General features: G+C 73.4%; 26 protein-coding genes. 10 read left to right on the top strand and 16 right to left on the bottom strand.

From position 1 onward, the window contains the following. The first annotated feature begins 650 nt into the window (after positions 1 to 650). The 3 genes from O7628_RS13270 (at position 651) to O7628_RS13260 (ending at position 1672) form a co-directional block, all read left to right on the top strand. On the top strand, positions 651 to 821 hold the full coding sequence (locus O7628_RS13270; protein ID WP_278130704.1) for a hypothetical protein: 171 nt from the start codon (positions 651 to 653) through the stop codon (positions 819 to 821). A gap of 10 nt (positions 822 to 831) precedes the next feature. Beyond that, the gene (locus O7628_RS13265; protein WP_278130703.1) at positions 832 to 1020 is read left to right on the top strand and encodes a hypothetical protein; all 189 of its coding nucleotides are present in this window, start codon (positions 832 to 834) and stop codon (positions 1018 to 1020) included. Between the two features lie 133 nt (positions 1021 to 1153). Further along, positions 1154 to 1672 (top strand): SRPBCC family protein, encoded by a 519-nt coding sequence (locus O7628_RS13260; protein ID WP_074475575.1) that lies wholly within the window; start codon positions 1154 to 1156, stop codon positions 1670 to 1672. 46 nt (positions 1673 to 1718) lie between these two features. On the opposite strand, the gene O7628_RS13255 is transcribed toward O7628_RS13260, so the two are convergent. Then, a complete protein-coding gene (locus tag O7628_RS13255; RefSeq protein ID WP_278130700.1) occupies positions 1719 to 2426 on the bottom strand; it encodes a DUF2786 domain-containing protein in 708 nt (235 codons plus the stop codon). A 123-nt stretch (positions 2427 to 2549) separates the two neighbouring features. On the opposite strand from O7628_RS13255, the gene O7628_RS13250 reads away from it, so the two are divergent. After that, a complete protein-coding gene (locus O7628_RS13250) occupies positions 2550 to 2984 on the top strand; it encodes a hypothetical protein (protein WP_141723826.1) in 435 nt (144 codons plus the stop codon). Positions 2985 to 3026: 42 nt separating this feature from the next. On the opposite strand, the gene O7628_RS13245 is transcribed toward O7628_RS13250, so the two are convergent. Continuing rightward, positions 3027 to 3416, bottom strand: a complete 390-nt coding sequence (locus O7628_RS13245; RefSeq protein WP_074475577.1) for a hypothetical protein — start codon at positions 3414 to 3416, stop codon at positions 3027 to 3029. 169 nt (positions 3417 to 3585) lie between these two features. Between O7628_RS13245 and O7628_RS13240 the strand changes: the two genes are divergently transcribed. Further along, entirely contained in the window at positions 3586 to 4929 is a 1344-nt protein-coding gene (locus O7628_RS13240; RefSeq protein ID WP_278130695.1) for an ABC transporter substrate-binding protein, read from the top strand. Positions 4930 to 5019: 90 nt separating this feature from the next. On the opposite strand, the gene O7628_RS13235 is transcribed toward O7628_RS13240, so the two are convergent. Continuing rightward, positions 5020 to 5763, bottom strand: a complete 744-nt coding sequence (locus O7628_RS13235; protein ID WP_278130693.1) for an enoyl-CoA hydratase/isomerase family protein — start codon at positions 5761 to 5763, stop codon at positions 5020 to 5022. Further along, a complete protein-coding gene (locus O7628_RS13230; RefSeq protein ID WP_278130691.1) occupies positions 5760 to 6617 on the bottom strand; it encodes a 3-hydroxyacyl-CoA dehydrogenase family protein in 858 nt (285 codons plus the stop codon). The genes O7628_RS13235 and O7628_RS13230 overlap by 4 nt, the downstream gene beginning before the upstream one ends. A 161-nt stretch (positions 6618 to 6778) precedes the next feature. Here O7628_RS13230 and O7628_RS13225 point away from each other — a divergent pair, with 161 nt between their 5' ends. After that, a complete protein-coding gene (locus O7628_RS13225; RefSeq protein WP_043961229.1) occupies positions 6779 to 7066 on the top strand; it encodes a hypothetical protein in 288 nt (95 codons plus the stop codon). Positions 7067 to 7126: 60 nt separating this feature from the next. On the opposite strand, the gene O7628_RS13220 is transcribed toward O7628_RS13225, so the two are convergent. Continuing rightward, on the bottom strand, positions 7127 to 7906 hold the full coding sequence (locus O7628_RS13220; protein ID WP_278130689.1) for a methyltransferase domain-containing protein: 780 nt from the start codon (positions 7904 to 7906) through the stop codon (positions 7127 to 7129). A gap of 53 nt (positions 7907 to 7959) precedes the next feature. On the opposite strand from O7628_RS13220, the gene O7628_RS13215 reads away from it, so the two are divergent. Beyond that, positions 7960 to 8370 carry a PPOX class F420-dependent oxidoreductase gene (locus O7628_RS13215; RefSeq protein ID WP_278130672.1) on the top strand — a complete coding sequence of 137 codons (411 nt, stop codon included), beginning with the start codon at positions 7960 to 7962 and terminating at the stop codon, positions 8368 to 8370. 72 nt (positions 8371 to 8442) lie between these two features. Here O7628_RS13215 and O7628_RS13210 read toward each other — a convergent pair whose 3' ends face one another. Continuing rightward, on the bottom strand, positions 8443 to 8652 hold the full coding sequence (locus O7628_RS13210; RefSeq protein WP_007073996.1) for a BldC family transcriptional regulator: 210 nt from the start codon (positions 8650 to 8652) through the stop codon (positions 8443 to 8445). A gap of 286 nt (positions 8653 to 8938) precedes the next feature. Then, entirely contained in the window at positions 8939 to 9778 is an 840-nt protein-coding gene (locus tag O7628_RS13205; RefSeq protein WP_278130669.1) for a hypothetical protein, read from the bottom strand. A gap of 206 nt (positions 9779 to 9984) precedes the next feature. Here O7628_RS13205 and O7628_RS13200 point away from each other — a divergent pair, with 206 nt between their 5' ends. After that, positions 9985 to 11067 (top strand): Glu/Leu/Phe/Val dehydrogenase dimerization domain-containing protein, encoded by a 1083-nt coding sequence (locus tag O7628_RS13200; protein ID WP_278130667.1) that lies wholly within the window; start codon positions 9985 to 9987, stop codon positions 11065 to 11067. 420 nt (positions 11068 to 11487) lie between these two features. Further along, on the top strand, positions 11488 to 11703 hold the full coding sequence (locus O7628_RS13195; protein ID WP_036373645.1) for a DUF3073 domain-containing protein: 216 nt from the start codon (positions 11488 to 11490) through the stop codon (positions 11701 to 11703). A 144-nt stretch (positions 11704 to 11847) separates the two neighbouring features. Here O7628_RS13195 and amcA read toward each other — a convergent pair whose 3' ends face one another. The 5 genes from amcA to O7628_RS13170 all read right to left on the bottom strand — a co-directional run bounded on the left by amcA (position 11848) and on the right by O7628_RS13170 (position 16573). Beyond that, positions 11848 to 12084 carry a multiple cyclophane-containing RiPP AmcA gene (gene amcA, locus O7628_RS13190; protein ID WP_074475586.1) on the bottom strand — a complete coding sequence of 79 codons (237 nt, stop codon included), beginning with the start codon at positions 12082 to 12084 and terminating at the stop codon, positions 11848 to 11850. Beyond that, positions 12053 to 13159 carry a cyclophane-forming radical SAM peptide maturase AmcB gene (gene amcB / locus O7628_RS13185; protein ID WP_347405234.1) on the bottom strand — a complete coding sequence of 369 codons (1107 nt, stop codon included), beginning with the start codon at positions 13157 to 13159 and terminating at the stop codon, positions 12053 to 12055. Before amcB ends, amcA begins: the two co-directional genes overlap by 32 nt. Positions 13160 to 13290: 131 nt before the next feature. After that, positions 13291 to 14445: a phosphoribosylformylglycinamidine cyclo-ligase gene (purM, locus tag O7628_RS13180; RefSeq protein WP_074475588.1), complete on the bottom strand. Its 1155-nt coding sequence runs from the start codon at positions 14443 to 14445 to the stop codon at positions 13291 to 13293. Positions 14446 to 14510: 65 nt separating this feature from the next. Further along, positions 14511 to 16049 carry an amidophosphoribosyltransferase gene (purF, locus tag O7628_RS13175; protein WP_278130659.1) on the bottom strand — a complete coding sequence of 513 codons (1539 nt, stop codon included), beginning with the start codon at positions 16047 to 16049 and terminating at the stop codon, positions 14511 to 14513. A 158-nt stretch (positions 16050 to 16207) separates the two neighbouring features. Next, positions 16208 to 16573 carry a sterol carrier family protein gene (locus O7628_RS13170; RefSeq protein ID WP_043961208.1) on the bottom strand — a complete coding sequence of 122 codons (366 nt, stop codon included), beginning with the start codon at positions 16571 to 16573 and terminating at the stop codon, positions 16208 to 16210. 160 nt (positions 16574 to 16733) lie between these two features. Between O7628_RS13170 and O7628_RS13165 the strand changes: the two genes are divergently transcribed. Beyond that, entirely contained in the window at positions 16734 to 18929 is a 2196-nt protein-coding gene (locus tag O7628_RS13165) for a carboxypeptidase regulatory-like domain-containing protein (protein WP_278130655.1), read from the top strand. A gap of 150 nt (positions 18930 to 19079) precedes the next feature. On the opposite strand, the gene O7628_RS13160 is transcribed toward O7628_RS13165, so the two are convergent. From O7628_RS13160 to purS, 4 genes are all read right to left on the bottom strand, one after another. Beyond that, positions 19080 to 19841 (bottom strand): 2-phosphosulfolactate phosphatase, encoded by a 762-nt coding sequence (locus O7628_RS13160; RefSeq protein ID WP_278130653.1) that lies wholly within the window; start codon positions 19839 to 19841, stop codon positions 19080 to 19082. A gap of 3 nt (positions 19842 to 19844) precedes the next feature. Continuing rightward, positions 19845 to 22745 (bottom strand): phosphoribosylformylglycinamidine synthase subunit PurL, encoded by a 2901-nt coding sequence (purL, locus tag O7628_RS13155; RefSeq protein ID WP_278130651.1) that lies wholly within the window; start codon positions 22743 to 22745, stop codon positions 19845 to 19847. A 64-nt stretch (positions 22746 to 22809) separates the two neighbouring features. Continuing rightward, the gene (gene purQ / locus O7628_RS13150; RefSeq protein WP_043961201.1) at positions 22810 to 23493 is read right to left on the bottom strand and encodes a phosphoribosylformylglycinamidine synthase subunit PurQ; all 684 of its coding nucleotides are present in this window, start codon (positions 23491 to 23493) and stop codon (positions 22810 to 22812) included. Next, positions 23490 to 23753: a phosphoribosylformylglycinamidine synthase subunit PurS gene (gene purS / locus O7628_RS13145; RefSeq protein ID WP_043961200.1), complete on the bottom strand. Its 264-nt coding sequence runs from the start codon at positions 23751 to 23753 to the stop codon at positions 23490 to 23492. The genes purQ and purS overlap by 4 nt, the downstream gene beginning before the upstream one ends. Between the last annotated feature and the right edge of the window lie 112 nt (positions 23754 to 23865).

Genomic DNA, 23865 nt, shown 5'->3' with positions numbered 1-23865 from the left:
GATCAACGCTGTCCGTGGTTGATCGCCGGGCACCCATGATCACCACCGCTGGTCGCACGTAGGTTGTACGCCAAGTTCACCCCCGCATGCGCGGGGAACACTGCGACGCCTACGAGTCGTGCCCGGTCTGCGCGGGATCACCCCCGCATGCGCGGGAACACACTTCCTGAACTGGACCGCTAAAGATCAAACAGACGCGGTCGGCCGGGGAGAGTGCCACGTCGCTGTTGACGGCTTTCGCATCGCAGCGATGGCAGTAGTCGACGAGTTGGCAGACCCCGAATTCTGGCGCGAGGAAGACGACCCACGCGACGCACTGTATGTCCACAGAGTGATCGTGGATCGTGGTTACGCTGGCCGCGGTCTCGGCGAGGCACTGGTTGACTTCGCCGCGAAACTAGCGGCTGACCGAGGAAAGAGTTGGCTTCGCTTGGACGCCTGGCGAACGAATCTGGCTCTTCATGGGTACTACCGCCGGCAGGGTTTTGATCATGTCCCTACCGTCTCGCTCCCTCACCGGGAGTCAGGGGTGCTCTTCCAGCGCCGAGCAGGAGAGGCGTCCCGGGGAACGGTTCGGTTTGAACGGATGAGCGTATGGGCCCGGAGGGGGAAGAGTTGGGGCAGAGCGGTTCGCTGGACGGGGAGGGCCGATGACGGTGCCCAACGAGCGGGACGAGTTCGAGCGCATCAGGCTCGTTGAGCGCATCGAGCGGGCGCGCGAACTGATCACGCAGTACGAGACTCATCAGGAGTTCTACCGCCGTCAGGTGGAAGACAGCCGGTACGAACTCGGTAAGCTGGACGAACGGCTAGGAGGTTGAGGCGATGACGATGGACCCGCACGTTCAGGCACTCAACGACGCGCTGCGCAGCGAGCACGAGGACTGGATCGCGGAGGTCCAGCGCTGGGCGGACGAAGCCGCCGCCGCTGGTGACCACGAACGGCAGCGCCGTCACCTCGCCCACGTCGAGCGGCTCCGGGCGATGCCCTACCCGTGGGAGTCCGCACAAGCAGCATGAGGCGCCGCGCGCGGCAGCAGCGCGTTGCTCGACGACCACTCGGCGCGACTGTCCGACATCCGGGCGCAGCGGGTCTGCAAGCCGGCACTTTGCAAGCTGCACTTCAGGACACCAGCCGGTATGGTCCGGGCCTATGGGACAGGAGATCGACGGTCCGACAGCCGTCCGGCAGGACGTCGCACAGTACTCGCTCCGCAGCAGCCTCCTCGTTCCCGCCCCCGCCGAACGGGCCTTCGCGGTCTTCACCGGCGCCCTCACCGACTGGTGGGTGCCGGAATACACCTGGTCCGGGCCGGCCGAGCTGGTCGAGTTGGGCGTCGAGCCGCACGCCGGCGGCATGCTCTACGAGATCGGCCCGCACGGGTTCCGCGCCGACTGGGGCCGGGTGCTCACCTGGGATCCGCCCCGCCGGCTGGTGTTCGTCTGGCAGATCGGGCCGGACCGGGTGCCCGTCCCCGACCCGGCGCGGGCCAGCGAGGTGGAGGTGTTGTTCCTCCCCGAGGGCCCGGAGTGGACCCGGGTGCAGGTCGAGCATCGGCACTTCGACCGGCACGGCGCGGCGGCCGAGGGGTACCGGGAGGCGCTCACGGCCGGCTGGCACGAGCTGCTGACCCGCTACCTTTCCTGCGTCCTGCACCCCCACGACAGCTGACGACCCCGCGCCAACGGCGTCAACCCCACGGCGGCCCGCGCGACGGTCAGCGGGTGAGGCCCCGTGCCGGCCGGGCCGCGGGGGTGACCTCCCGGCCGCCCAGGTCGGCGCGGCGGCCCGCCGCCGCGCCCGAGCCGAAGCCGGTGCCGGCGAGCCGCCTCGGCGCGGCCGTGCGCAGCCGGGGATAGACCTCGGCGACCCGACGCTGGACCCGGTCCGAACGGTCGGCCAGCACGAGCGCGACGGAGGGGCCGCCCGAGTCGGCGACCGCGTCGGCCTCCGCCGCCGCCAGTCGCGCGCCGACCACCTGGGCGAACCCGGCGAGCCAGGACCGCCGGAACGCGGCCGGGTGCTCGCCCGCCGGGACCCCGGCGGCGGCCAGCCCGTGCGCGGCCTGCACCAGCAGCGAGGTGAAGAGCAGGTCGACCCGTTCCAGGTCGCTGGCGAAACCGAAGAGGTGCATGGCGAAACCGTCGCCGTGCCGGCGGCGCACGCAGCGGCAGCGCAGCGGGTCGGCGACGGCCGCGAGCAGGCCGGCCTTGTCCCGGGCGTACGGGGCGACGACCTCGACCACCCGGTCGCCGACCGGGTCGGTGGTCGGGTCGCGGGCCGCCAGCAGGGCCCGGTCCACGCCGTAGCGGGCGATGAGCTCGGTCGCCTTGGCGGTGAAGGCGGCCGACTCCTGGGGCGTGCAGGCCGGGTCCTCGGCCTTCGCCAGCAGCTTGCGCACCTTGGCGAGCATGGCCTGCGACATGCCACCAGAGCTATCACACCGGGCCCGCCACGGCCGGGCCGACGCCGCGAAGATCGACCAGTATCATCGTCCCGGTCGGTCGGCCGTCCCACCCGGACGGTCAACAACCCGTTGGAGGCACCCATGTCGTCCCCGGTCGTCCGCCTGCTGTCCACCTCGACGGCCGCGGCAGTGTCGGCGCTCGCCGTCGCCGCGCCCGCCGTCGCCGCCCCCGCCCAGCCGCTGGTGGCCGGCAACCTCGCCGGCACGTACGCCACCTGCTACGGCGGCGCCGTGCGCTCGTACTTCCAGACCGGAAGCTGGGGCGGCGAGGCCGGGACCTACCGGACCACCAGCCGCTGCGCGGACGTCAACGTCCGCAACGACAGCAGCTTCGGCACCCAGGCGTGCGTGGTCTTCGTCGACAAGACCAACAACTGCAACTACCTGACCTACCTCCCCGCGAAGTCGGGGTGGACGACGATCGCCACCAACGTCCGCGACGGGGTGAACTTCCGGGTCCGGTTCCAGAACCTGCGCTACGAGTACGAGCCGCTGGTCGCGTACCACGCGTTCTGACCGACGACGCCCGACGCCCGGCCCGCTGTCGGGTGTCGGGCGTCAGCCGGCCCGGCTGCGCAGGGTCGCCACCGTCGAGCCGGCGAGGGTCAGCAGGCAGTCCGGCAGCAGGCCGTCGGCGACCGCCGCGCCGAAGAGGGCCTCCCCCGTGTCGGCGTCGGCGTTGGCGTACGCGCTGACGAAGCGCGCCACCCAGCGGGTGTCGTAGCCGGCCTCGTCGATGCCGGGGAAGTCCAGCGCCGCGCCGCCGGAGGCGGGCACGTCCCCGACCATGGTGGCCGCGAGGCACCAGGCCACCCCGTACGCCCCGGCGAGGCCGGCCCGGTCGACCACCTTGTCGAAGGTGCCCACCACCGCGTCGCCGTCCCCGGCGAGGGCGGAGTGGAGCACGGCGGTCGCGTCGTCCAGCGTCTGCTGCGGTACGTCCGTCACCCGCCGAACTGTACGTCCGGTGGTCAAGCGGTGACCACCCGAGAGCGCGCGCCCGGTGACGGTCCGTGCGTCGCCGGGGCTAGCAGGGGTTTGACCCTGCTCCACGGTCCCGCCGATCAGCCAGGCACGCTAATGTGCGCAGCGGACCTTTCCCGGAGGAAGGACGACCATGCTCGTATCACCCGGCTCGCGCGTTGCCGCCCTGGCGGCGTGCGGGGCGCTGCTCCTCGTCGGCGCCGGCTGCGGCGCCGACAAGTCCGAGGAGGCGACCACCAACCCACAGGTCCGCCTCTACGGCAGCGACGGCAACATGACCAACGCGTACGCTGCGGAGTTCAAGGAGCGCGCCGATCTGCTCGACGGCATGAAGGGCACGACCCCGCTCACGCCGTTGCCGGAGGCCTTCAAGAACCGGCTCCGCGCCGTCGACCCGAAGCTGACGGACTACCTCTACTCCGCCGAGTCGTACGACGCCGTCATCATCAGCGCCCTGGCCGCGCAGCTGGCCGGCAGCACCGATCCGGCCGCGATCGCCAAGCAGATCGTCGGCGTCACCAACAACGGCGAGCGGTGCGAGAAGGCGGCGGACTGCCTGCGGCTGGCGCGGGACGGCCGGGACATCGAGTACCGGGGGGTGTCGCTCAACCGGGCCGGGTTCACCGACGCCGGCGAGCCGGCCACCGCCAGCTACGCCACGCTGACCTTCGGTGAGGAGAAGCTCGACGACGGCAAGACCGAGTTCGTCGGCGCCGGCGACGAGTCGGCGGCGAGCACCAAGAACCCGCCCCGGCCGCACCGGCAGCGCACCGGCAAGGCCCCCTCGGCGCCCCTGGTCCTCGGCGGCCTGCTGCCGCGCACCGGCGACCTGGCCATCGCGTATCCGCCGCTGGCCGCCGGGGCCGAGCTCGCCCTCAAGGAGATCAACGCCGCGGGCGGCGTGCTCGGCGAGGACGTGCGCTGGATCGACGGGGACGACGGCACGAACCCGGCCGTGGCGAAGGCGACCGTGGAGAAGCACATCGCCGACGGCGTGCACGTCATCATCGGCGCGGGCGCGTCGGGCATCTCCCGGGCCGTCCTGCCGGACGTGGTGGCCGCCGGCCTGGTCCTCTTCTCGCCGTCCAACACCGATGCCGGGCTGACCTCGATCGAGGACAAGGGGCTCTACTTCCGCACCGCCCCGCCGGACAGCCTCCAGGGGCGGGCCCTGGCCGACGTGATCCTGCGCGACGGACCGCACCGGATCGCCCTGGTCGCCCGGAAGGACTCCTACGGCGAGGGCCTCCAGGAGAACGTCCGCGCCGAGCTGGAGCGGGCCGGCATCGACGGCGACCGGGTGAAGCTGCTGACGTACGAGCCGCCGGCCGACGCGAAAGCCCCGCCGCCGGACTTCACCGCCGGGGCCCGCGAGATCAAGGAGTACGGCGCGGACGCCGTGCTGGTCATCGGCTTCGGCGAGTCCGCGCAGGTGATCCGGGCGCTGGCCGACTCCGGGATGCAGATCCGGCACTGACGGCCCCGGTCGAGCTGTTCGCGCGACGGCCGCCCCCGCAGGATCGCGGGGGCGGCCGTCGCGGTTGCGGCTCCGGTCGCACAGCGGCGGTCACCGGTCCCGGCGGCGCTCCAGGAACTCGGTCATCCGCCGCTGCTTCTCCTCGTCCTCGAACAGCACCGCCTGGCTGACCAGGTCGAGGTGCGGGTGGGCGGCCGGGGGCGCGTCCACGGCCAGCTTGGTCAGCCGCAGCGCCAGCGCGGACCCCTTCGCCATCTCGTCGATCAGCCCGTGCGCGGTGGGCAGCAGCTCGGCCGGCTCGTCGACCACCCGGTTGACCAGGCCGATCCGCAGCGCCTCGGCGGCGTCCACCCGGCGGCCGGTGAAGAGGAGCTCCTTGGCGAGGGCCTCGCCGACGAGCGCCGGCAGCCGGTGGGTCGCGCCCGCGCCGGCCAGGATGCCCAACCGCACCTCGGGCTGCCCGAACACCGCGCGGGCCGTGCACACCCGCAGGTCGCACGCGTACGCCAGCTCGGCCCCGCCGCCCAGCGCCGGCCCGTCCACGGCGGCGACGGTGGGCATCGGCAACGCCCGGACCCGGGCGAACACCGCCGAGTTGATCGCGGCGAGCGCGTCGAGCCGGCCGCGCTCGCGGAGCTGGCCGATGTCCGCCCCGCCCGCGAAGATCCCCTCGGTGCCGCCGGTGAGCAGCAGCAGCCGGGGCCGGGCCTCCAGCTCGGCGCAGACGGCGTGCAGCTCGGCGACCAGGTCGGCGTCGATCGCGTTGCGCTTCTCCGGCCGGTCGAGCGTCACCACGAGCCGGTCGGGGCGCTCCTCGACGCGCAGGCCGCTCACCGCCTGCCGCCCTCGTCCCAGTGGTAGAAGCCCTGCCCGGACTTCCGGCCCAGCTTCCCCTCGGCGACCATCTGCTCCAGCAGCGGCGGCGGCGCGAACCGGTCCCCGTACGCGGCCTGGAGGGTGCGGGCGATGTCGAGCCGGACGTCCAGCCCCACCAGGTCGGTCAGCTCCAGCGGGCCGACCGGGTGCCGATAGCCGAGCACCATGGCCTTGTCGATGTCGGCGGGGCTGGCCACCCCGTCGGCGACCATCCGGATCGCCTCCAGGCCCAGGGTCACCCCGAGCCGGGAGGTGGCGAAGCCGGGCATGTCGCGTACGACGACGGGGTCCTTGCCCAGCCGGCCGGCGAGCGCGACGGCCGCCGCGGTGGTCTCGTCGGCGGTGGCCGGGCCCACCACGACCTCCAGCAGCGCCATCGCCCAGACGGGGTTGAAGAAGTGCAGGCCGAGGAAGCGCTCGGGCCGGTCCAGCCCGGCGGCCAGCTCGGCGATGGCGATGCTGGACGTGTTGCTGCCGAGCAGCGCGGGGCGCAGGGCGGCGGCGTCGCGCAGCACCGCCCGTTTGAGGTCGAGCCGCTCGGGAACGGCCTCCACCACCACGTCCGGCTCGGCCGCGACCCCGCCGAGGGACGGGCGCAGCGTCAACCGGTCCCGGTTGGCCGCCGCCGCGTCGGCGGTGAGCTTCCCGCGCTGCACCGCCCGCTCCCACAGCTCGCCCAGCCGCTCCCCGGCGGCGGTGGCCCGGCCCGGGTCGACCTCCACCAGCTCGACGCGGTATCCCGCGCCGGCCGCCACGTAGGCGATGCCGAGGCCCATCGTGCCGGCCCCGACGACGACGAACCGACCGTTCATGACGTCTCCCCGCTCCGCCCGGCGCGCGGGGTCTCCGCCGCGCCGGGGCGCTCGCTGCACTGGCTCATGGGTGCGACCCTATGCAGCACCGCCACCCGGCGGATGCGTGGGGGCGCGTCGATCCGGGTAAGGACGGCCGTCAACCGAGGGAAGGACCCGACATGAGCCAGGCACCGGAGAGTGTGGAGACCAACGAGACCGTGGAGACCCGGGGCGACGAGCGGGTCGACCTGCTCCGCGCGGACACCAACAACGACGGCAAGACCGACGTCTGGGTGGTCGACACCGACGGTGACGGCCGGGCCGACCTGTTCCAGTTCGACACGGACGGCGACGGCAAGGTGGACATCACGATGGTCGACCTCGACGAGGACGGCACCCCCGACGAGGTCGTCGACGGCGACGGCGGCCTCCCGCCGGAGCAGCTCCCTCCGACCGTCCAGGTCTGACGTGCAAGGAGGGGCCCCTTGTTAACGCATTCTGTTGCACAGGGGGCCCCTGCAAACAGCTCAGCCCGTGAGCGTCAGCGTCGCCAGGTAGTACGGGGCGTCCCGGTCGTCCACGTCGGCGAGCCGCCACGGGGTGCCGCGCACGAGGTCGGCCAGCTCGGCCACCGAGCAGACCAGGTAGTCGAACCACTCGGTGCCCAGCTCGCGGTAACGCAGCCGCAGCCGGAGCTGGCCGCCGAGCCGGCCGAGCCGCCGGTTGCGCTCGTGGTAGCCGGTGTGCACGGGGTCGCTGGTGCCGTACGGGTCGGTGCCGTGGGCGATGACCTGCGCTCCGGGCCGGGCGAGCGCGGCCAGCGCGGCGAGGAACGCCGGCGCCCGGTCCCGCCCCTCGATCAGTCCGAGGTTGTTGCCGAGCAGCAGGAACGTGTCGTACCGCCGGCCGTCGGCGACGTGCTCGTCGACCGTGCCGTGCACCAGGTCGCGTACGCCGCGCCGCCGGCACACCTTCAGCGCGCCGAGCGAGGTGTCCAGCCCGGTCACGGGCACGCCGCGCTCCTGGAGCAGCAGCGCGATCCGGCCGGCGCCGACGCCGACGTCCAGCGTCTCGCCGCGCACCCGGTCCACGGCCCGGTGGTCGTACGGCTGCCAGTCCTCGGGCCCGGCCAGGTAGTGGGCGGCGGGGGCCCCGTTGATCAGGCCGTCGTCCCGCTCGATGACCTCGATGACCGGTCGGGGCAGTCGCCCTCCGGCCAGCGGCCGGGCGCCGACTCCGCGCTGCACGGCGAGCGCGTCGCGCAGCAGCTCGCCGAAGACGTCGCCGATCCTGGGTTCCCCGGTCACAAGGTTCACGCTATCCCCGCTGTCCCCGGGTCGCGCGGCCGTATCCTGGCGGCGTGACCACCTTGGACCGGCTGGGCGCCGAGAAGTACGTGCTGTTGACCACGTTCCGCAAGGACGGGCGGGCGGTGCCCACTCCGGTGTGGGTGGTCCGTGACGGTGACGCGCTGGCCGCGTGGACCGTCGCCGACTCGGGCAAGGTGAAGCGGATCCGGCGCAGCGGCGAGGTGACGGTCGCCCCGTGCGACGTGCGGGGCCGCCCGCACGGTGCGGCGGTGCCCGGCCGGGCGGCCATCTGCGACCCGGCGCAGACCCGCCGGATCCGCGAGTTGCTGAAGCAGAAGTACCGGCTGGTGGGCCGCCTCAGCCTGCTGGGCAGCCGGCTGCGCCGGGGGGAGGGCGGCACGGTGGGCATCCGGGTGGTTCTCACCGAGGGGGCCGGGCCGGGAGACGAGGGGCCCCGGTGAGGGGGCCGGACATGGATCAGGGGCGGCAGAATCGCTCTGCCACCCCTGATCCGTACGTCTGAAGGAACTGGCTCAGTCGCCTTGGCGTTGCTGGGGGATCTGCCCCTGCAGCAGGGCGCGAACCTCCGACTCGCGGTAACGGCGGTGGCCGCCCAGGGTGCGGATGGCGCTGAGCTTGCCAGCCTTGGCCCACCGGGTCACCGTCTTCGGGTCGACACGGAACATCGACGCCACCTCGGCCGGTGTGAGCAGCGGCTCCGGTTCGTGCGTTCGCGATGCCATATCGGTCACTCCTCCACAGGTATAGACATCGGCCGGGGTCCCGCCGGCCGACGCGTCTCCCATGGTCCGGCTAGTCCCCGATGTCCGACATGGGCCGAACGGCCGAAGGTCCCTAGACGGACGGATGAACCATGCCCGATTTATACGACTAATACACGCCAGAACCCACCTTATTTGGACTCATAATCACTGGTCGTGATGCTCCAACTACGAGAGCATCTCACCTTGGGAGCGCTTCCATGGGGGGTTTGCGCCCCCTTGCGGCGTTCTTTACCCAGGTCAGCGGCTAGTTGCACCGTTCGAGCAACTGGACCGCACGCCACCGCGCGACGAGCCGGTCGTACGCCGCCGACGCCTCGTCGGCCTCACCCTTGGACAGCCCGGCGAGACCGCCCGCGACGAGCGCCGGGGAGTCGTCCTCGGCGAGGGTCTCGTCGGAGAGCAACTGGACCAGGCCGCCGTAGTCCAGCTCCACCACCGAGCGCGGGTGGAACTCCTCCAGCCACCGCGCGGCCTCCTCGACCGCCTCCGTGATGGGCGCCTCGCCGACGGTCTTGCGCAGCACCGACAGCGCCCGCGACGACCGGCGGCGGGCCTTGGAGATCTCGGTGCGGTAGCGCAGCGCCCGCCGCCCGGGCCGGGTCACCAGGTCCCGCTCCTCGAAGTCGAACAGGACGAACCAGCGCAGCGGCACGCCCCACGTGGCGATCTGCTCGTGCACCCTCGGCACACCGTGCTCCAGCACCCGGGCCCCGCTGCGCCAGTCCTCCACGACCGCCTTGGCCTGCCCGGCCAGGATCGGCGGCACGAACGCGTCGGCCAGCACCGACGGCACGCCGTCGCGGGCGCTCAGCGCCGCCTCGGCCACCCGGATCCGCAGGTTCCACGGGCAGACCAGCAGGGCGTCGTCGACCTCCAGGACGTACGCCTCCTCGGGCAGGTCGGGCAGGCGGGTCCAGCCCGCGCCGAGCGCCTCGATGACCGCCGTGCGCTGCCGCAGGGGCCCCTCCGACGGAGCCACCGCCCGCCCCTGTTGCACGTAGCGCCGCCAGAAGGACTGGCGATCACGGTCGAAGGCGGTCAGCGGCTCGTACACCCGCAGGTACGAAGCGAAGAGCGACGGCACGGCGCGATCCTCCCACGAGACGGAACCCGGACGCCCGCAGCGCCCCCCGATCAGGCGCGCTGCCCGCCCGGACGCCCCTGGACGGGCACGCTGCGCACGACGGTACGGCGTCGGCCGGTACTAGGCTCGGCAGCACCGGCACCATCCCGCCGGACGCACCACCAGGTCCACGTCCCACAAGGACGCACACCGCACAGGAGTCAGCCATGGGCGTTTTCACCAGCCTCGACGACCCGTCCTCCACCGGCCACGAGCAGGTCGTGTTCTGCCAGGACACACAGACCGGCCTCCGCGCGATCATCGGCATCTACTCCACCGCGCTGGGCCCCGCGCTCGGCGGCACCCGCTTCTACCCGTACGCGAGCGAAGAGGCCGCGCTGGCCGACGTGCTCGACCTGTCGCGCGGCATGGCGTACAAGAACGCGCTCGCCGGGCTGGACCTGGGCGGCGGCAAGGCGGTCATCTGGGGCGACCCGGACCAGCTCAAGAGCGAGCCGCTGCTGCGCGCCTACGGCCGCTTCGTCGAGTCGCTCAACGGCCGCTACTACACCGCCTGCGACGTCGGCACGTACGTGGCGGACATGGACGTGATCGCCCGGGAGACCCGCTTCGTCACCGGCCGCAGCGTGGAGCACGGCGGTGCTGGCGACTCCTCGGTGCTGACCGCCTGGGGCGTCTTCCAGGGCATGCGGGCCGCCGCCGAGCACGTCTGGGGCGCGCCCACCCTCAACGGCAGGCGGGTCGGCGTGGCCGGGCTGGGCAAGGTCGGCAAGCACCTGACCCGACACCTGCTCGACGACCACGCCGAGGTGGTGGCGACCGACGTCGACCCCCGGGCGCGCGACTGGGTGCGCGCCAACCACCCGCAGGTCGAGCTGGTCGACGACGCCGCCGCGCTCGTCGCCGCCGACATCGACGTGTACGCCCCGTGCGCGCTGGGCGGCGCCCTGGACGACGACACGGTGCCGGCGCTGCGGGCGAAGGTGGTCGCCGGCGCGGCGAACAACCAGCTCGCCCACCCGGGCATCGAGAAGCTGCTCGCGGACCGGGGCGTCCTCTACGCCCCCGACTACGTGGTGAACGCGGGCGGGGTGATCCAGGTGGCCGACGAGATCGAGGGCTTCAACTTCGACCGGGCCCGGCTCCGGGCCACCCGCATCTACGACACGACCCGGCAGATCCTGCGGCTCGCCGACGACGAGGGGGTGCCCCCGGCGGTGGCGGCGGACCGGCTCGCCGAGCGCCGGATGGCGGAGGTCGGCCGGCTGCGGACGATCCACCTGAGGTGACGGCCACCGCGCGGCGCTGAGCCCGGCCCTGTGGTGGGCGCTGAGCGCGGGCCTGCGAGCTGGGTGCCGGCCCTGCTAGCTGAGCGCCGGCCTGCGAGCTGCGGCGAAGGTCACAGTCCGGCCCGGGGCGTGCCCGACCCCGGGTCGGGCGACCGGGCCGGGCCCGGGGGCGGGCGGCGTTAAGCTGGAAATCGGGGTGATTACTGCCCAACTGCCCGATGTCACGAGTGATCCGGCAGCGACCCCTTACCTCAGTACAATCGGTGACGGCCGGATGACTGCGACGCGCAGAGCCGGCCTGCGGTAACCCGAGGTGCCGAAGGGCGGCATCCCCATGTACCGTAAGAGCCACGAGAGATGCCTGACGTCATCGGGGCCCGCCTTCGGGCTGCCCCGAATTCTGTGCGAGGGGGTCGAGCCATGGGGCGCGGCCGTGCTAAGGCCAAGCAGACGAAGGTGGCCCGGGAGTTGAAGTACCACTCCCCGAACACCGACCTCACCGCCTTGCAGCGCGAACTGGCGGGTGCTGGTAAGTCGAACCACGACTTCGACGACGACTACAAAGAGTATGTCGACGACGACGACGAGGATCACGCGGACGAGGACCCGGACCCCTGGGTCCGTCCGACCCGTTGACCCCCGGGAGCAGCTGAGCACGCGGCAGTCCGCGTGCTTGCGTTTGTGCCCGTCCCGGGGCCGGCGACCAACCGATGATCAAGGATCTGTCCACCGGACCCCGTTCCGGGCGATCGGCAGGTCCTTGATCTCGGAGCCGTGTCCTCAGCGGGGCCGGTTGTTCCAGTTGTAGAACGTCGGGATGTTCTCGAAGTGGTTCCAGGCGCACACTGCGCCCGCGCCCTCTCCACCCGTCGCCTCCGACCGCAGCCGGCGCGCGTCCTCCGCCTCCTGGAGCAGCGCGGCGAGCCCGTCGGCAGCATCCCGCACCCGGTCGACGACCGGGCCCTCCGTGGCCCCTCCGACGCGCTCAGACCGCCGGTGTCCGGTGTTCTCGGGCATGGTCCAACACTCCCTCCAGTAAGCGGATCTTGCTGTTACGGCAGTGCTCGGTCTCCGTACCGTCGAAACGCCCCAGCTCGAAGTAACGGTTGGCGGCGTGCCCGCCCCCGCAGAACCCGAAGTACGGGCAGGACGCCCGGCACGCCTCCACGCCGGCCAGGAACTCACCCACCCAGCCGGTCGTCCGCTCCGCGCCGGCCACGATCTCGGCCAGCGGGGTCGTCAGCACGTTGCCGCTGCTGAAGTCGCCGTAGCGGGGGTCGGAGAAGCCGGCCAGCTCCGGGGAGAGCACGACCACAGAGCCGTCGTGGCCGACCGTGGGGATCGGGTCCAGCCGCCGGGGCAGCAGCCCGTCGACGCCGCCGTCGAGGACCGCCGCCGCGTACCGCAGCGACCACTCCACCTCGCGCAGGTGGATGCGGGGGTCCCGCCGCCAGGCGGCCACCAGTTCCGCCCAGAACGCGCGCACCCGGGCCGCCTCGTGGGCGTTGCTCCGGGTGTTGACCCCCTCCGTCTCCTCGATGTTGACGCCCAGCACCTCGCAGCCCAGGCCGAGGAAGTAGTCGTACAGCTCGGCGGCCCGGCCCGGATCCGGGTCGTTGACGACGGCCAGGGCCGAGAAGGGCAGCCCGTGCCGGCGCAGCGCCGCCACCCCGCGCATGATCCGGTCGTACGCCGGCCGGCCGGCCCGGGTGACCCGGTCGCCGTTGCGCCCGCGTGGCCCGTCCACGCTCACGCTGACCCGCACCCGGTGCGCGGCGAGGAACTCGCACCAGGCGTCGTCGATGAGGGTCGCGTTGGTCTGCACGTGGTGTTCGACCTCCGGGCCGAACGGGGCGATCAGCGCGGCGAGGTGCTCCCGGCCGGCGGCCAGGGGCTCCCCGCCGTGCCATACCACCGAGAAGCGGTCGGCCTCCGCCCAGCGGTTCACGGAGGCCGCCACCGCCTCGGCGACCGGGACCGGCATCCGCCGGTCGGCCGCCCGCATCGGGAGGTAGCAGTATGCGCAGTCGAGGTTGCACAGGGTCGTCGGCTGCATCACGACGTACGACGGGACCGGGGAGATCCCCCGCATCCCGCTCAACGGCCGTCCCCGAGCAGCCATCGCCCTCCTTCCCGACCCGAAGGGTGCCCCTCAGGCTAGGCGGCGACGGCCGCTCGGGTGAACCCCCGACCAGACGCCGAGCAAATCAATGAACCTCGATGTTAGCCCCGAGTGTGCTGGCCGACCATCTGCACCTTGCCGGTGCCCTCGATGATCTCGCCGGCCTGCCAGGCGTCCACGCCCCGCCCGGTCAGCGTGGCCAGCGCCCGGTCGGCGTCCTCGGCGGAGACGATCGCGAACATGCCGACGCCCATGTTGAACGTCGACTCCATCTCGTGGTCCTCGATCCGGCCCTTGGACTGGATCAGGTCGAAGATGGGCTGCGGCTTCCACGTGGAGCGGTTGACCACCGCGTCGACGTTCTCCGGCAGGATGCGCACCAGGTTGCCCGGGATGCCGCCACCGGTGACGTGCGCGATCGACCGCACCTCGGCCTCGGCGATCAGCTTGAGGCAGTCCTGAGCGTAGATCTTGGTCGGGGTGAGCAGCTCCTCGCCGAGGGTGCGCTGCCGGCCGAAGTCCTCGATCACGACGTCCAGGCGCATCCGGCCCGCGCCCAGCAGCACGTGCCGCACCAGCGAGTAGCCGTTGGAGTGCAGGCCCGACGAGCGCATCGCGATGACCACGTCACCGGTCTCCACCCGCTCCGGGTTGAGGATCTCGCTCTCCTCCACCACGCCGACGCCCGTGGCGGAGACGTCGTACTCGTCCGGGCGCAGCACGCCGGGGTGCTCGGCCGTCTCGCCGCCGAGCAGCGCGCAGCCCGCGTAGCGGCAGCCGTCGGCGATGCCCGCGCCGATCTCGGCCACCTTGTCGGGGACGACCTCACCGCAGGCGATGTAGTCGAGCAGGAACAGCGGCTCGGCCCCGCAGGCCACCAGGTCGTCGACGACCATGGCGACCAGGTCGATGCCGATCGTGTCGTGGATGTCGAGCTGCTGCGCGATCACCAGCTTGGTGCCCACCCCGTCCGTGGAGGACGCCAGGATCGGGTTCTTGTATTTCTTCGTGTCCAGCCGGAACAGGCCGGCGAAGCCGCCCAGGTCGCCCATGACCTCCGGGCGACGGGTCTGCTTGACCTTGGACTTGAGCAGCTCGACCGCGCGGTCGCCCGCCTCGATCGAGACGCCGGCGTCCGCGTACGAGACCGAGCGTTTGCGCGCCGGGCGGCCGTTGCCGGCCGTCCAGGGCTGGCGGTCGCCGCCAGCGCCGGTCGGGCTGCTTCCTGTGCCGCTGCGCTCGGAAACGTGCGTCACGGTTCTCCCCTTTTGCGGTTCTCGCGGGCTCCGGCGGTTGGCCGGTCGGCCCGCGTCGGGCGGTGCTACTGGCGGTGTACGGTCGCGCCGCCCGAAGTGGCGACGAGCGGTGGGACGGTGTGCTCGGGGGCGTCCGGGGCATCGGCGACCCGGCGTCCCACCCCTTCGAGCACGTGCTTGCCGATCAGGTTCCCGGCCGGCAGCTCGATCGGGTATTCCCCGTCGAAGCAGGCCCGGCAGAGCCGGGTCTTCGGCTGCTCGGTCGCGGCGATGAGGCCGGGAAGCGAAACATAACCCAGCGTGTCGGCGCCGATGGACCGCCGGATGCCCTCGTTGTCCAGCCCGTTGGCCAACAGCTCGGCCCGGGTGGCGAAGTCGATGCCGTAGAAACACGGCCAGTTGACCGGCGGGGAGGAGATCCGCACGTGGACCTCCAGCGCGCCCGCCTCGCGCAGCATCCGCACGATCGCCCGCTGGGTGTTGCCGCGCACGATCGAGTCGTCGACCACCACCAGCCGCTTGCCCCGCACGTTCTCCCGCAGCGGGTTGAGCTTCAGCCGGATGCCGAGCTGGCGCAGGGTCTGCGACGGCTGGATGAACGTCCGGCCGACGTAGGGGTTCTTCATCAGGCCGGCGCCGTAGGTGATGCCGGACTCCTCGGCGTAGCCGATGGCGGCCGGGGTGCCGGACTCCGGCACCGGGATGACCAGGTCGGCCTCGACCGGGTGCTCCTTGGCGAGCTGGCGGCCGATCTGCACCCGGGCGGCGTGCACGTTGCGCCCGGCGATGGTGGCGTCCGGGCGGGCGATGTAGACGTACTCGAAGAGGCAGCCCTTCGGCTCGGGCGCGGCGAACCGGGCCGAGCGCAGGCCGTTCTCGTCGATGGCGATCAACTCGCCCGGCTCCACCTCGCGGACCACGCTCGCGCCCACGATGTCGAGCGCGGCGGTCTCGCTCGCCACCACCCAGCCGCGCTCCAGCCGGCCGAGGACCAGCGGGCGCACGCCGTGCGGGTCGCGGGCCGCGTAGAGCGTCGACTCGTCCATGAAGACGAAGCTGAACGCCCCGCGCAGCTGGGGCAGCACCTCCAGCGCGGCTGCCTCGACCGAGAGATCCGGACGGCTGGCCAGCAGCATCGTGACCAGCGAGGTGTCGTTGGTCGAGCCGTCGGCGGCCAGGCCCCGCTCGGCCACCTCACGCTGCAACTCGGCGGTGTTGACCAGGTTGCCGTTGTGCGCCAGCGCGATGGTGGTGCCCGCGCTGGTGGACCGGATGGTCGGCTGGGCGTTCTCCCAGGTCGAGCCGCCCGTCGTCGAGTAGCGCGCGTGCCCGATCGCGAGGTGCCCGCGCAGGCTCGCCAGGGTCGGCTCGTCGAAGACCTGGGCCACCAGGCCGAGGTCCTTGTAGACCACCACACCGGAGCCGTCGCTGACGGCGATCCCGGCGGCCTCCTGGCCACGGTGCTGGAGGGCGTAGAGCCCGAAGTAGGTGAGGTTGGCGACCTCTTCCCCGGGCGCCCAGACGCCGAAGACGCCGCAGGCGTCCTGGGGGCCGGGTCGTTGGGGATCGAGATCGTGGCTCAGCCGGCCGTCGCCTCGGGGCACCTGCCGCTCCCTCATGCTGGTCGGGACTGGCCGGGCCGGACGGATGCGCTGGTCCGCGTTGCCCGGCCGGGACCACTGTCGTCGCCTGACAGTGTACGCGAATCGGTGTCAATACAGAAAGTCACGATTCGGCTCCTTTCCGTGACCACCCGGCCGGACTATTCGCCCAGGTGGAGCGGAAGGTGCGCGGAGAGGTCGGCGCGGACCCCGCTGACCCGGACACGACCCTCGGTGACCGCGTCCGCCCAGCTCCGCCGGCCCGTCGCCAGCTCCAGCCAGGTGGTCGGATCCAGCTCGACGACGTTCGGCGGGGTCCCCCGGGTGTGTCGGGGACCGGGAATGCACTGAACTGCACCGTAAGGTGGGACACGCACCTCCACCGATCGGCCGGGGGCACGCTCCGTGAGGGCGGTCAACAAGGCCCGGACCGCCTCCCGGAACACCAGCCGTTCGGGGGTGCGACCCTCGTCGAGCGCGGCGAGCGCCTCGGCGACCGCTGCGGACTTAATGTGCGGAGAGGACACGACGGGACGATACGACCCGGCTCCGGCGCTTTCGACGCTGGCCCTGGGTCGCGCCGATCCGGTCAGACAAGGCATAGTTGCCGACGGCGTATTCGTACCGTGATGATCCCCGGCCCGGCGCCCCGCCGGCGGAGGGAAGTCAGACCGGAAGGCGGTGGACGTGTCAACACACCGACGTGCCTGGCAGCAGCGGGCGGGTGTGGTCGTGGCGCTGGCAATCGGCGCCCTGCTCACCGTCCCCGCCACACCGGCCCTGGCCGCCGGGGTCACGGTCACGCCCGGCTCGATCAACCTGAACGCGGGCAGCGACGCCACCGTGAGCGTCAAGGTGACGCCCAGCGACGACGACGCGAGCGCCCAGATCAGCCTCACCGGGCTGCCGGCCGGCGTGAGCTGCACGGGCGGCTGCGGCCAGATCAGCTTCAACGGCCAGGCCCCGAGGACCCAGCTCCTGACGATCAAGGCCAGCGACAGCGCACCGGACGCCGGCGGGATCAACGTGACGGTCCAGGTGCAGCCCGACAAGTCGGACTCCACGACCGGCAGCTTCCAGCTCAACGTCAAGGGCAAGACCGCACCCACGACGCCCGCCCAGACGCAGACCGTCAAGTCGGTCTCCGGCAAGGTGGTCGCGGCGGCCAACGGCGAGGCGGTGCCGAACGCCGTCGTGATGCTCCAGGACAGCACCGGGGCGAAGTTCGAGACCACCAGCGACGGCAGCGGCAACTTCCGCTTCACCGGCAGCACCGACAAGCCCATCGTTCCCGGGCGGCTCAGCATCGGCGCGATCCAGGGCGAGGTCCGCGTCACGAAGTCCTTCACCGCCAGCGCCGGGCAGAGCATCAGCGGGCAGCGCCTCAGCCTCGCGATCAAGGTCGAGGTGAGCCCGAGCCCCAGCCCGTCGGCCAGCGAGGAGCCGCTGCCCTCCGACGAGGCCACCGACGACGCCGTCGAGGAGCCGACGGAGGCCGCCCCCGGTGCCGCGAACAACGCCGCCTCGACCGAGGAGGACAGCGGCATGTCGTGGCTGCTCATCCTGCTCGGCGGCCTGTTCGTGGCGGTCGGCGTCGGCACCATCGTGCTGCTCTGGATGAAGCGCCGGGAGAACGGCGACGACGTCGACGACGCCCCGAAGGGCGCCGCCGCGGCCGGCGCGATCCCGGCCGCCCGGGGGGCGTACGGCGGGACGGACGACCAGACCCGGGTGGTGAACCGGGTCGGCGCCGGGCCCGACCCGACGATGGTCGGCGGCACCTCGCTCAGTGACGCCCCGACGATGATGCACCGGCCGGTCGTCGACGACGTCCCGCCGGACCCCTACGGCGCTCCGCCGGCCCCGTACGGCGCGGGCGGCCAGCAGCAGGGCGGCTGGGGCGGCGGCGGTTACGGCGACGAGCCCCAGACCGGCGGCTACGGCGCGGCCGGCGGGTACGGCGCCGCGCCGGCCTCCGGTGGCGGCTACGGCAATCCCGGTGGCGGCTACGGTGCCGACGCGCCCGCCTCGGGCGGCGGCTACGGCAACGCCGGCGGCGGCTACGGTGCCGAGGCGCCCGCCTCGGGCGGCGGTTACGGCACTGCCCCGGCCTCCGGCGGCGGGTACGGCAGCGCGCCGGCCTCCGGCGGCGGCTACGGTTCCGCCCCGGCCTCCGGCGGCGGCTACGGCAGCGCGCCCGCCTCGGGCGGCGGCTACGGCAACGCCGGCGGCGGGTACGGCGCCGAGGCGCCGACCTCCTCCGGTGGCGGCTACGGCAACCGCGACTACGGCGCGCCCGCGCCGGCCGGCGGGTACCCCGGCCAGGGCGGTGGCGGCTACGGCGGCGAGCGCTACGACGAGCCGACCGGGCGGTACACCGGGGACACCGGTTCCTCCTACCCGCCGCCTGCGGCGGACCCGTACCCGACCAGCACCTACCAGCCGGAGCAGGGCCACGGCGGCTACGGCCAGCCGGAGCCCCCGCAGTACGGCGGCCGGAGCGGCGGCGAGCCCACCGGCGGCTACGGCGCGGCCGAGCCCACCGGCGGCTACGGCGGCGGCGGCTACGGCCAGCACAGCCAGCAGGGCGGCGGCTACGACGCCGGCCAGCAGCAGGGCGGCTACGACCAGCGTGGCGGATACGGCTCCGAGGGCTACGGCCAGCAGGGCGGGTACGGCCAACAGGGTGGCTACGGTCAGGAGCCCCCCCACCAGCGTGGCGGCTACGACGACCGTGGCTACGAGCAGCCCGGCGGCTACGACCAGCAGCAGCCCGGCGGCTACTACGGCGACCAGAACCAGCAGCCGGGCCGGGCCCGGCCCGACGGCCCGCCGCAGCAGCAGGACCGGGGCGGCCGCCGGCTGGACTGGCTGGACGACTGACCGACGCGGGCCGGCGGCCCGCACGACGCGACGACGAGGAGGGCGGCTACCCCGGGACGGGGCAGCCGCCCTCCTCGTGGCGACGCGTGAGCCGGGTCGGCTCCGCTCAGGACCGGAAGGCGGCTCCGCCCAGAGTCGGGCCGGCTCCGCTCAGAGCCGGGCGGCGGAGAAGACGCCCCGCCGCAACACAGGCACCACGCCCGAGACGCCGACCTGGACGGCCACCTCCACGTCCCCGCCGAAGCCGCCCTCGACGAGCTCCCGGCCGGAGACGCAGCCGCGCACGGCAGCCGGGACGTCCGGCGTCGCGGCGAGCGCGGCCAGCGCCATCGCCGCCTCCACCGACAGCCCGCCGGGGACACCGGAGAGCGCATCGAGCACGCACGCCGCCCCGAGCTGGTCCTCCACGCACGGGCGCAGGGAACCGTCCGGCCAGCGTTCCCCGGAGGCCACCACGCCGACCGGGGCGTCGATCGAGCCGTACCCCTGGTCGGTCAGCCAGCGCCCGACGGCGCGGGCGTTACGCAGGCATGCCGCGACCACCGGCAGGCCCGTGGCGCTGGCGGCGGCGCTGATCGCCGAGCCGTTCGGCGAGGGCAGCACCAGGTCGGCGACGGCCGGCGCGGTGCGCAGGGCCGCCGGTGAGAGCGACCACGGCTGTTCCGGGGTCGCCTGCCGGCGGCCCACGGCGGCGACCGCGCCGACCCGGCGGGCGTACTCGGCGGCCTGCTCGCCCCAGGGGAACGGATGCACCCGCATGCCCCTGGCGACCGCCACCTCCACGGTGGTGGTGAACGAGAGGACGTCCACCACCACCAGGACGGCGCAGACCCGGCCGAGTTCCGCCGCGCCGGCCAGTCCCCAGTCGAACCGGGCACCCGAGCCGGGCTGGGCGTGGACCGTCGCCGTCACACCTCAGCGCTGATCGGGCGCGGCGAAGCCGGAGCCGTCGGTCGGCTCTGCGCCGTCGGGCCGCTGCGGCTCAGGCCGGGCCTGCGGCGACCCGTCGTCGGCCGGCTGCGCCGCGTCGGCGACCGGGGCAGCCGCAGTGGCGGCAGCCGGCCCGCCGGGCGCGGGGTCCGTCTCCGCGTCGGCCGGGGCGGCCTGCGCGGCCGGTGCCCCGGCAGCCTGCGGGACGGGCGACGATGCCGCGTCGGCGGCCGGCGTCGCCGGGGCGGGCGGTGCCGGCGTCGCCACCGGGGCGGGCGGTGCCGCCGCGGCGGGCTCCGTCGCCGTCACCGGCGGGGCCGGTGCCTCGGCGGCGGGCGGCACCGGCGCAGCGGCGACCGGCACCGCAGCGGTGGCCCGTACGACCGGGACGACCGGCTCGGCCGGCTCCGCCCCGCCGAACAGGCGGGGCAGCGTGGCGCGGTGCGCGGCCGACAGCTCGTCCAGGCCGATCCGGAACTGGTCGCGCACCTCCAGCGCGCCGCCCGCCGGGTCGGTGACCCCGATGAACTCCCACGGCACCCCGCGCTCGGCGCAGAGGGCGGTGAACGCCTTCTCGTGGCCGCGCGGCACCGAGACCAGGACCCGCCCGGCCGACTCGCTGAACAGGAAGACGAACGGCATCGAGCCGCCGGCGAACTGCTCCGGCACCGCGATCACCGCGCCCACCCCGCGCCGCAGGCAGGACTCCACCAAACTCTGCGCGAGACCACCGTCGGAGAGGTCGTGCGCTGAGCTGAGGTGCCCGACGCGGGCCGCCTCGGCCAGCAGGTCGGCCAACTGCCGCTCGCGGCCCAGGTCGACGTGCGGCGGGATGCCGCCGAGGTGCTCGTGGGTCACCCAGGCCCACTCGGAACCGGAGAGCTCCACGTGCGTCTCGCCGAGCAGGAAGAGCTGGTCGTGGTCGCCGCCGCTGCGCGGGACGAAGCCCATCGGCACCCGGCTGGCCACGTCGTCCAGCACGCCGAGCACGCCCACCACCGGGGTGGGGTGGATCGCCGCCGCGCCGGTCTGGTTGTAGAAGCTGACGTTACCGCCGGTAACCGGGATGCCCAGCTCCAGGCAGCCGTCCGCCAGGCCGCGCACGGCCTCGGCGAACTGCCACATCACGCCCGGGTCCTCGGGCGAGCCGAAGTTGAGGCAGTTGGTCACGGCGATCGGCTTCGCGCCGGTCACGGCCACGTTCCGGTACGCCTCGGCCAGCGCCAGCTTGGTGCCGTGGTACGGGTCGAGGCGGGCGTACCGGCCGTTGCCGTCCAGCGACAGGGCGACGCCCAGGCCGGTGCGCTCGTCGATGCGGATCACGCCGGAGTCCTCCGGCTGGGCGAGCACGGTGTTGCCCAGCACGTACCGGTCGTACTGCTCGGTGACCCAGGTCTTGTCGGCGAGGTTCGGCGACGCGATCATGCGCAGCACGGTCTCGCGCAGGGCCTCCGGCGTCGACGGCCGGGGCAGCGTCTCGGCGCGGTCGGCCTGGAGCAGGATCAGGTCGGCCGGCTCGCGCATCGGGCGGGCGTAGACCGGACCGTCGTCGACCAGCGAACCCGGCGGGACGTCCACGACGAGCTGGTCGCGCCAGGTGATCACGAGGCGGCCGGGCCGCCCGTCCGGCGACGGCGCGGTGACCTCGCCGATCGCGGTGGCCCAGACGCCCCACTTCTCGGCGGTCTTGAGCACCGCCTCCAGCTTGTCCGGGGCGACGACCAGCAGCATCCGCTCCTGGGACTCGCTGGCCAGGATCTCCTGCGGCTCCATCGACGCCTCGCGCAGCGGGACCCGCTCCAGCCAGACCCGCATGCCGGTGCCGGCGGACGCCGCCGTCTCGGTGAGCGCGCAGGTCAGGCCCGCGCCGCCGAGGTCCTGGATGCCGACGACCAGCTCGGCGTCGTACAGCTCCAGGCACGCCTCGATCAGCAGCTTCTCCATGAACGGGTCGCCGACCTGCACGGACGGGCGGCGCTGCTCGCTGCCCTCGTCGAAGGTGGCGCTGGCCAGCACCGACACGCCGCCGATGCCGTCGCGGCCCGTGCGGGCGCCCATCAGCACCACGACGTTGCCGGGGCCGGTGGCCTCCTTCTTCTGCAGCCGGTCGACCCGCAGCACACCCAGGCAGAGCGCGTTGACCAGCGGGTTGCCCTGGTAGCAGGGGTCGAAGACGACCTCGCCGCCGATGTTGGGCAGGCCGAGGCAGTTGCCGTAGCCGCCGACGCCGGCCACCACGCCGGGCAGCACCCGGGCGGTGTCGGGGTGCTCGGCCGCGCCGAAGCGCAGCGGGTCCATGACGGCGACCGGGCGGGCACCCATGGCGAGGATGTCCCGGACGATGCCGCCGACGCCGGTCGCCGCGCCCTGGTACGGCTCGACGAAGCTCGGGTGGTTGTGCGACTCGACCTTGAAGGTCACGGCCAGCTCGTCGGAGACCTGGACCACACCGGCGTTCTCGCCGATGCCGGCCAGCAGCCGGTCGCTCGGCGGGGCCTTCTCGCCGAACTGGCGCAGGTGCACCTTGCTCGACTTGTAGGAGCAGTGCTCGCTCCACATGATCGAGTACATTGCCAGCTCGGCCTGGGTGGGCCGCCGGCCGAGGATCTGCCGGATCCGGTCGTACTCGTCGTCGCGGAGGCCCAGCTCGGCGTACGGCTGGAGCTCCTCGGGGGTCTCGGCGGCGCGCGGCACGGTGTCCAGGCCGTGCGCCCAGTCGGCGGCCGGGACGGGCCGGGACGACTCGGGGTGGACCGGCTCGCCGGGACGGGCGGCCGGGTCGACCGGGCCGGCCTGCGGCGCCACGGTGGCCGCGAAGGGCTCCGCCGGGACGGCCGGCTGGCCGCCCGGGGTCTCCCGTACCGCCGGGTCCGGATGGGTGGTCATGACCTCTCCTCGCTGCGCTCGCCGCCGCAGGGGCGGTGGAGCCGACCGTTGGTGCCGCGCACGGTCACGCCGGCGCCCCCACCAGGTGCTTGAGCACCGAGGTGAAGAAGCCGAGGCCGTCCAGGGAGGGGCCGGTGAGCGCCTCCACGGCGTGCTCGGGGTGCGGCATGATGCCGACCACGTTGCCGGCGGGGTTGGTGATGGCGGCGATGTCGCGCTGCGACCCGTTGGGGTTGCCGCCGACGTAGCGGGCGACGACCCGGCCCTCGGCCTCCAGCTGGTCCAGCGTGGCGGCGTCGGCGACGTAGCAGCCCTCGCCGTTCTTGACCGGGATGAGGATCTCCTGGCCGGCCTGGAAGGCGTTCGTCCACGCCGTGCCGGCCGCCTCGATCCGCAGGACCTGGTCGCGGTTGCGGAAGTGCAGGTGCTGGTTGCGGGTCAGCGCGCCGGGCAGCAGGTGGGCCTCGCAGAGGATCTGGAAGCCGTTGCAGATGCCGAGCACCGGCAGGCCGCCCCGGGCGGCGTCCACCAGGGTCTCCATCACCGGCGCGAACCGGGCGATGGCCCCGCAGCGCAGGTAGTCGCCGTAGGAGAAGCCGCCGGGGAGGACGACGGCGTCCACCCCGCGCAGGTCCGGGTCGCCGTGCCAGAGCCGGACCGGCTCGGCGCCGGCGATCCGGACGGCACGGGCCGCGTCCCCGTCGTCGAGCGAGCCGGGGAAGGTGACCACACCGACCCGGGCGGTCACGGGTGCGCGCCCGCGGTCTCGTCGGTCTCGACCAGGCGGACGGTGAAGTCCTCGATGACCGGGTTGGCGAGCAGCTTGTCGGCGATCTCCCGGGCCCGGTCCAGGTCCGGTTCACCGGTGAAGTCGATCTCGATCCGCCTGCCGATCCGGACAGAGGCGACGTCGCTGACGCCGAGCCGGGGCAGCGCGTTTGCGACGGCCTGGCCCTGAGGATCGAGGATCTCGGGCTTGAGCATGACGTCGACGACGACGCGAGGCACTGGGCACTCCTGACTGTGTACGCAGTTGGGTGCCGACCCACAACGGGCGAGCGCAGCCAGCCTACCTGGCAGATACCGCCTCAGCCGCACCGGCCGGGCGCGGTTCAGGCAG

Origin of the sequence: Micromonospora sp. WMMD956, assembly GCF_029626125.1 — a bacterium.
In the GTDB taxonomy this organism is placed as follows: domain Bacteria; phylum Actinomycetota; class Actinomycetes; order Mycobacteriales; family Micromonosporaceae; genus Micromonospora; species Micromonospora carbonacea.
The sequence above is the reverse complement of the archived record's forward strand: the minus strand, read 5'-3'. Positions and strand labels throughout refer to the sequence as shown.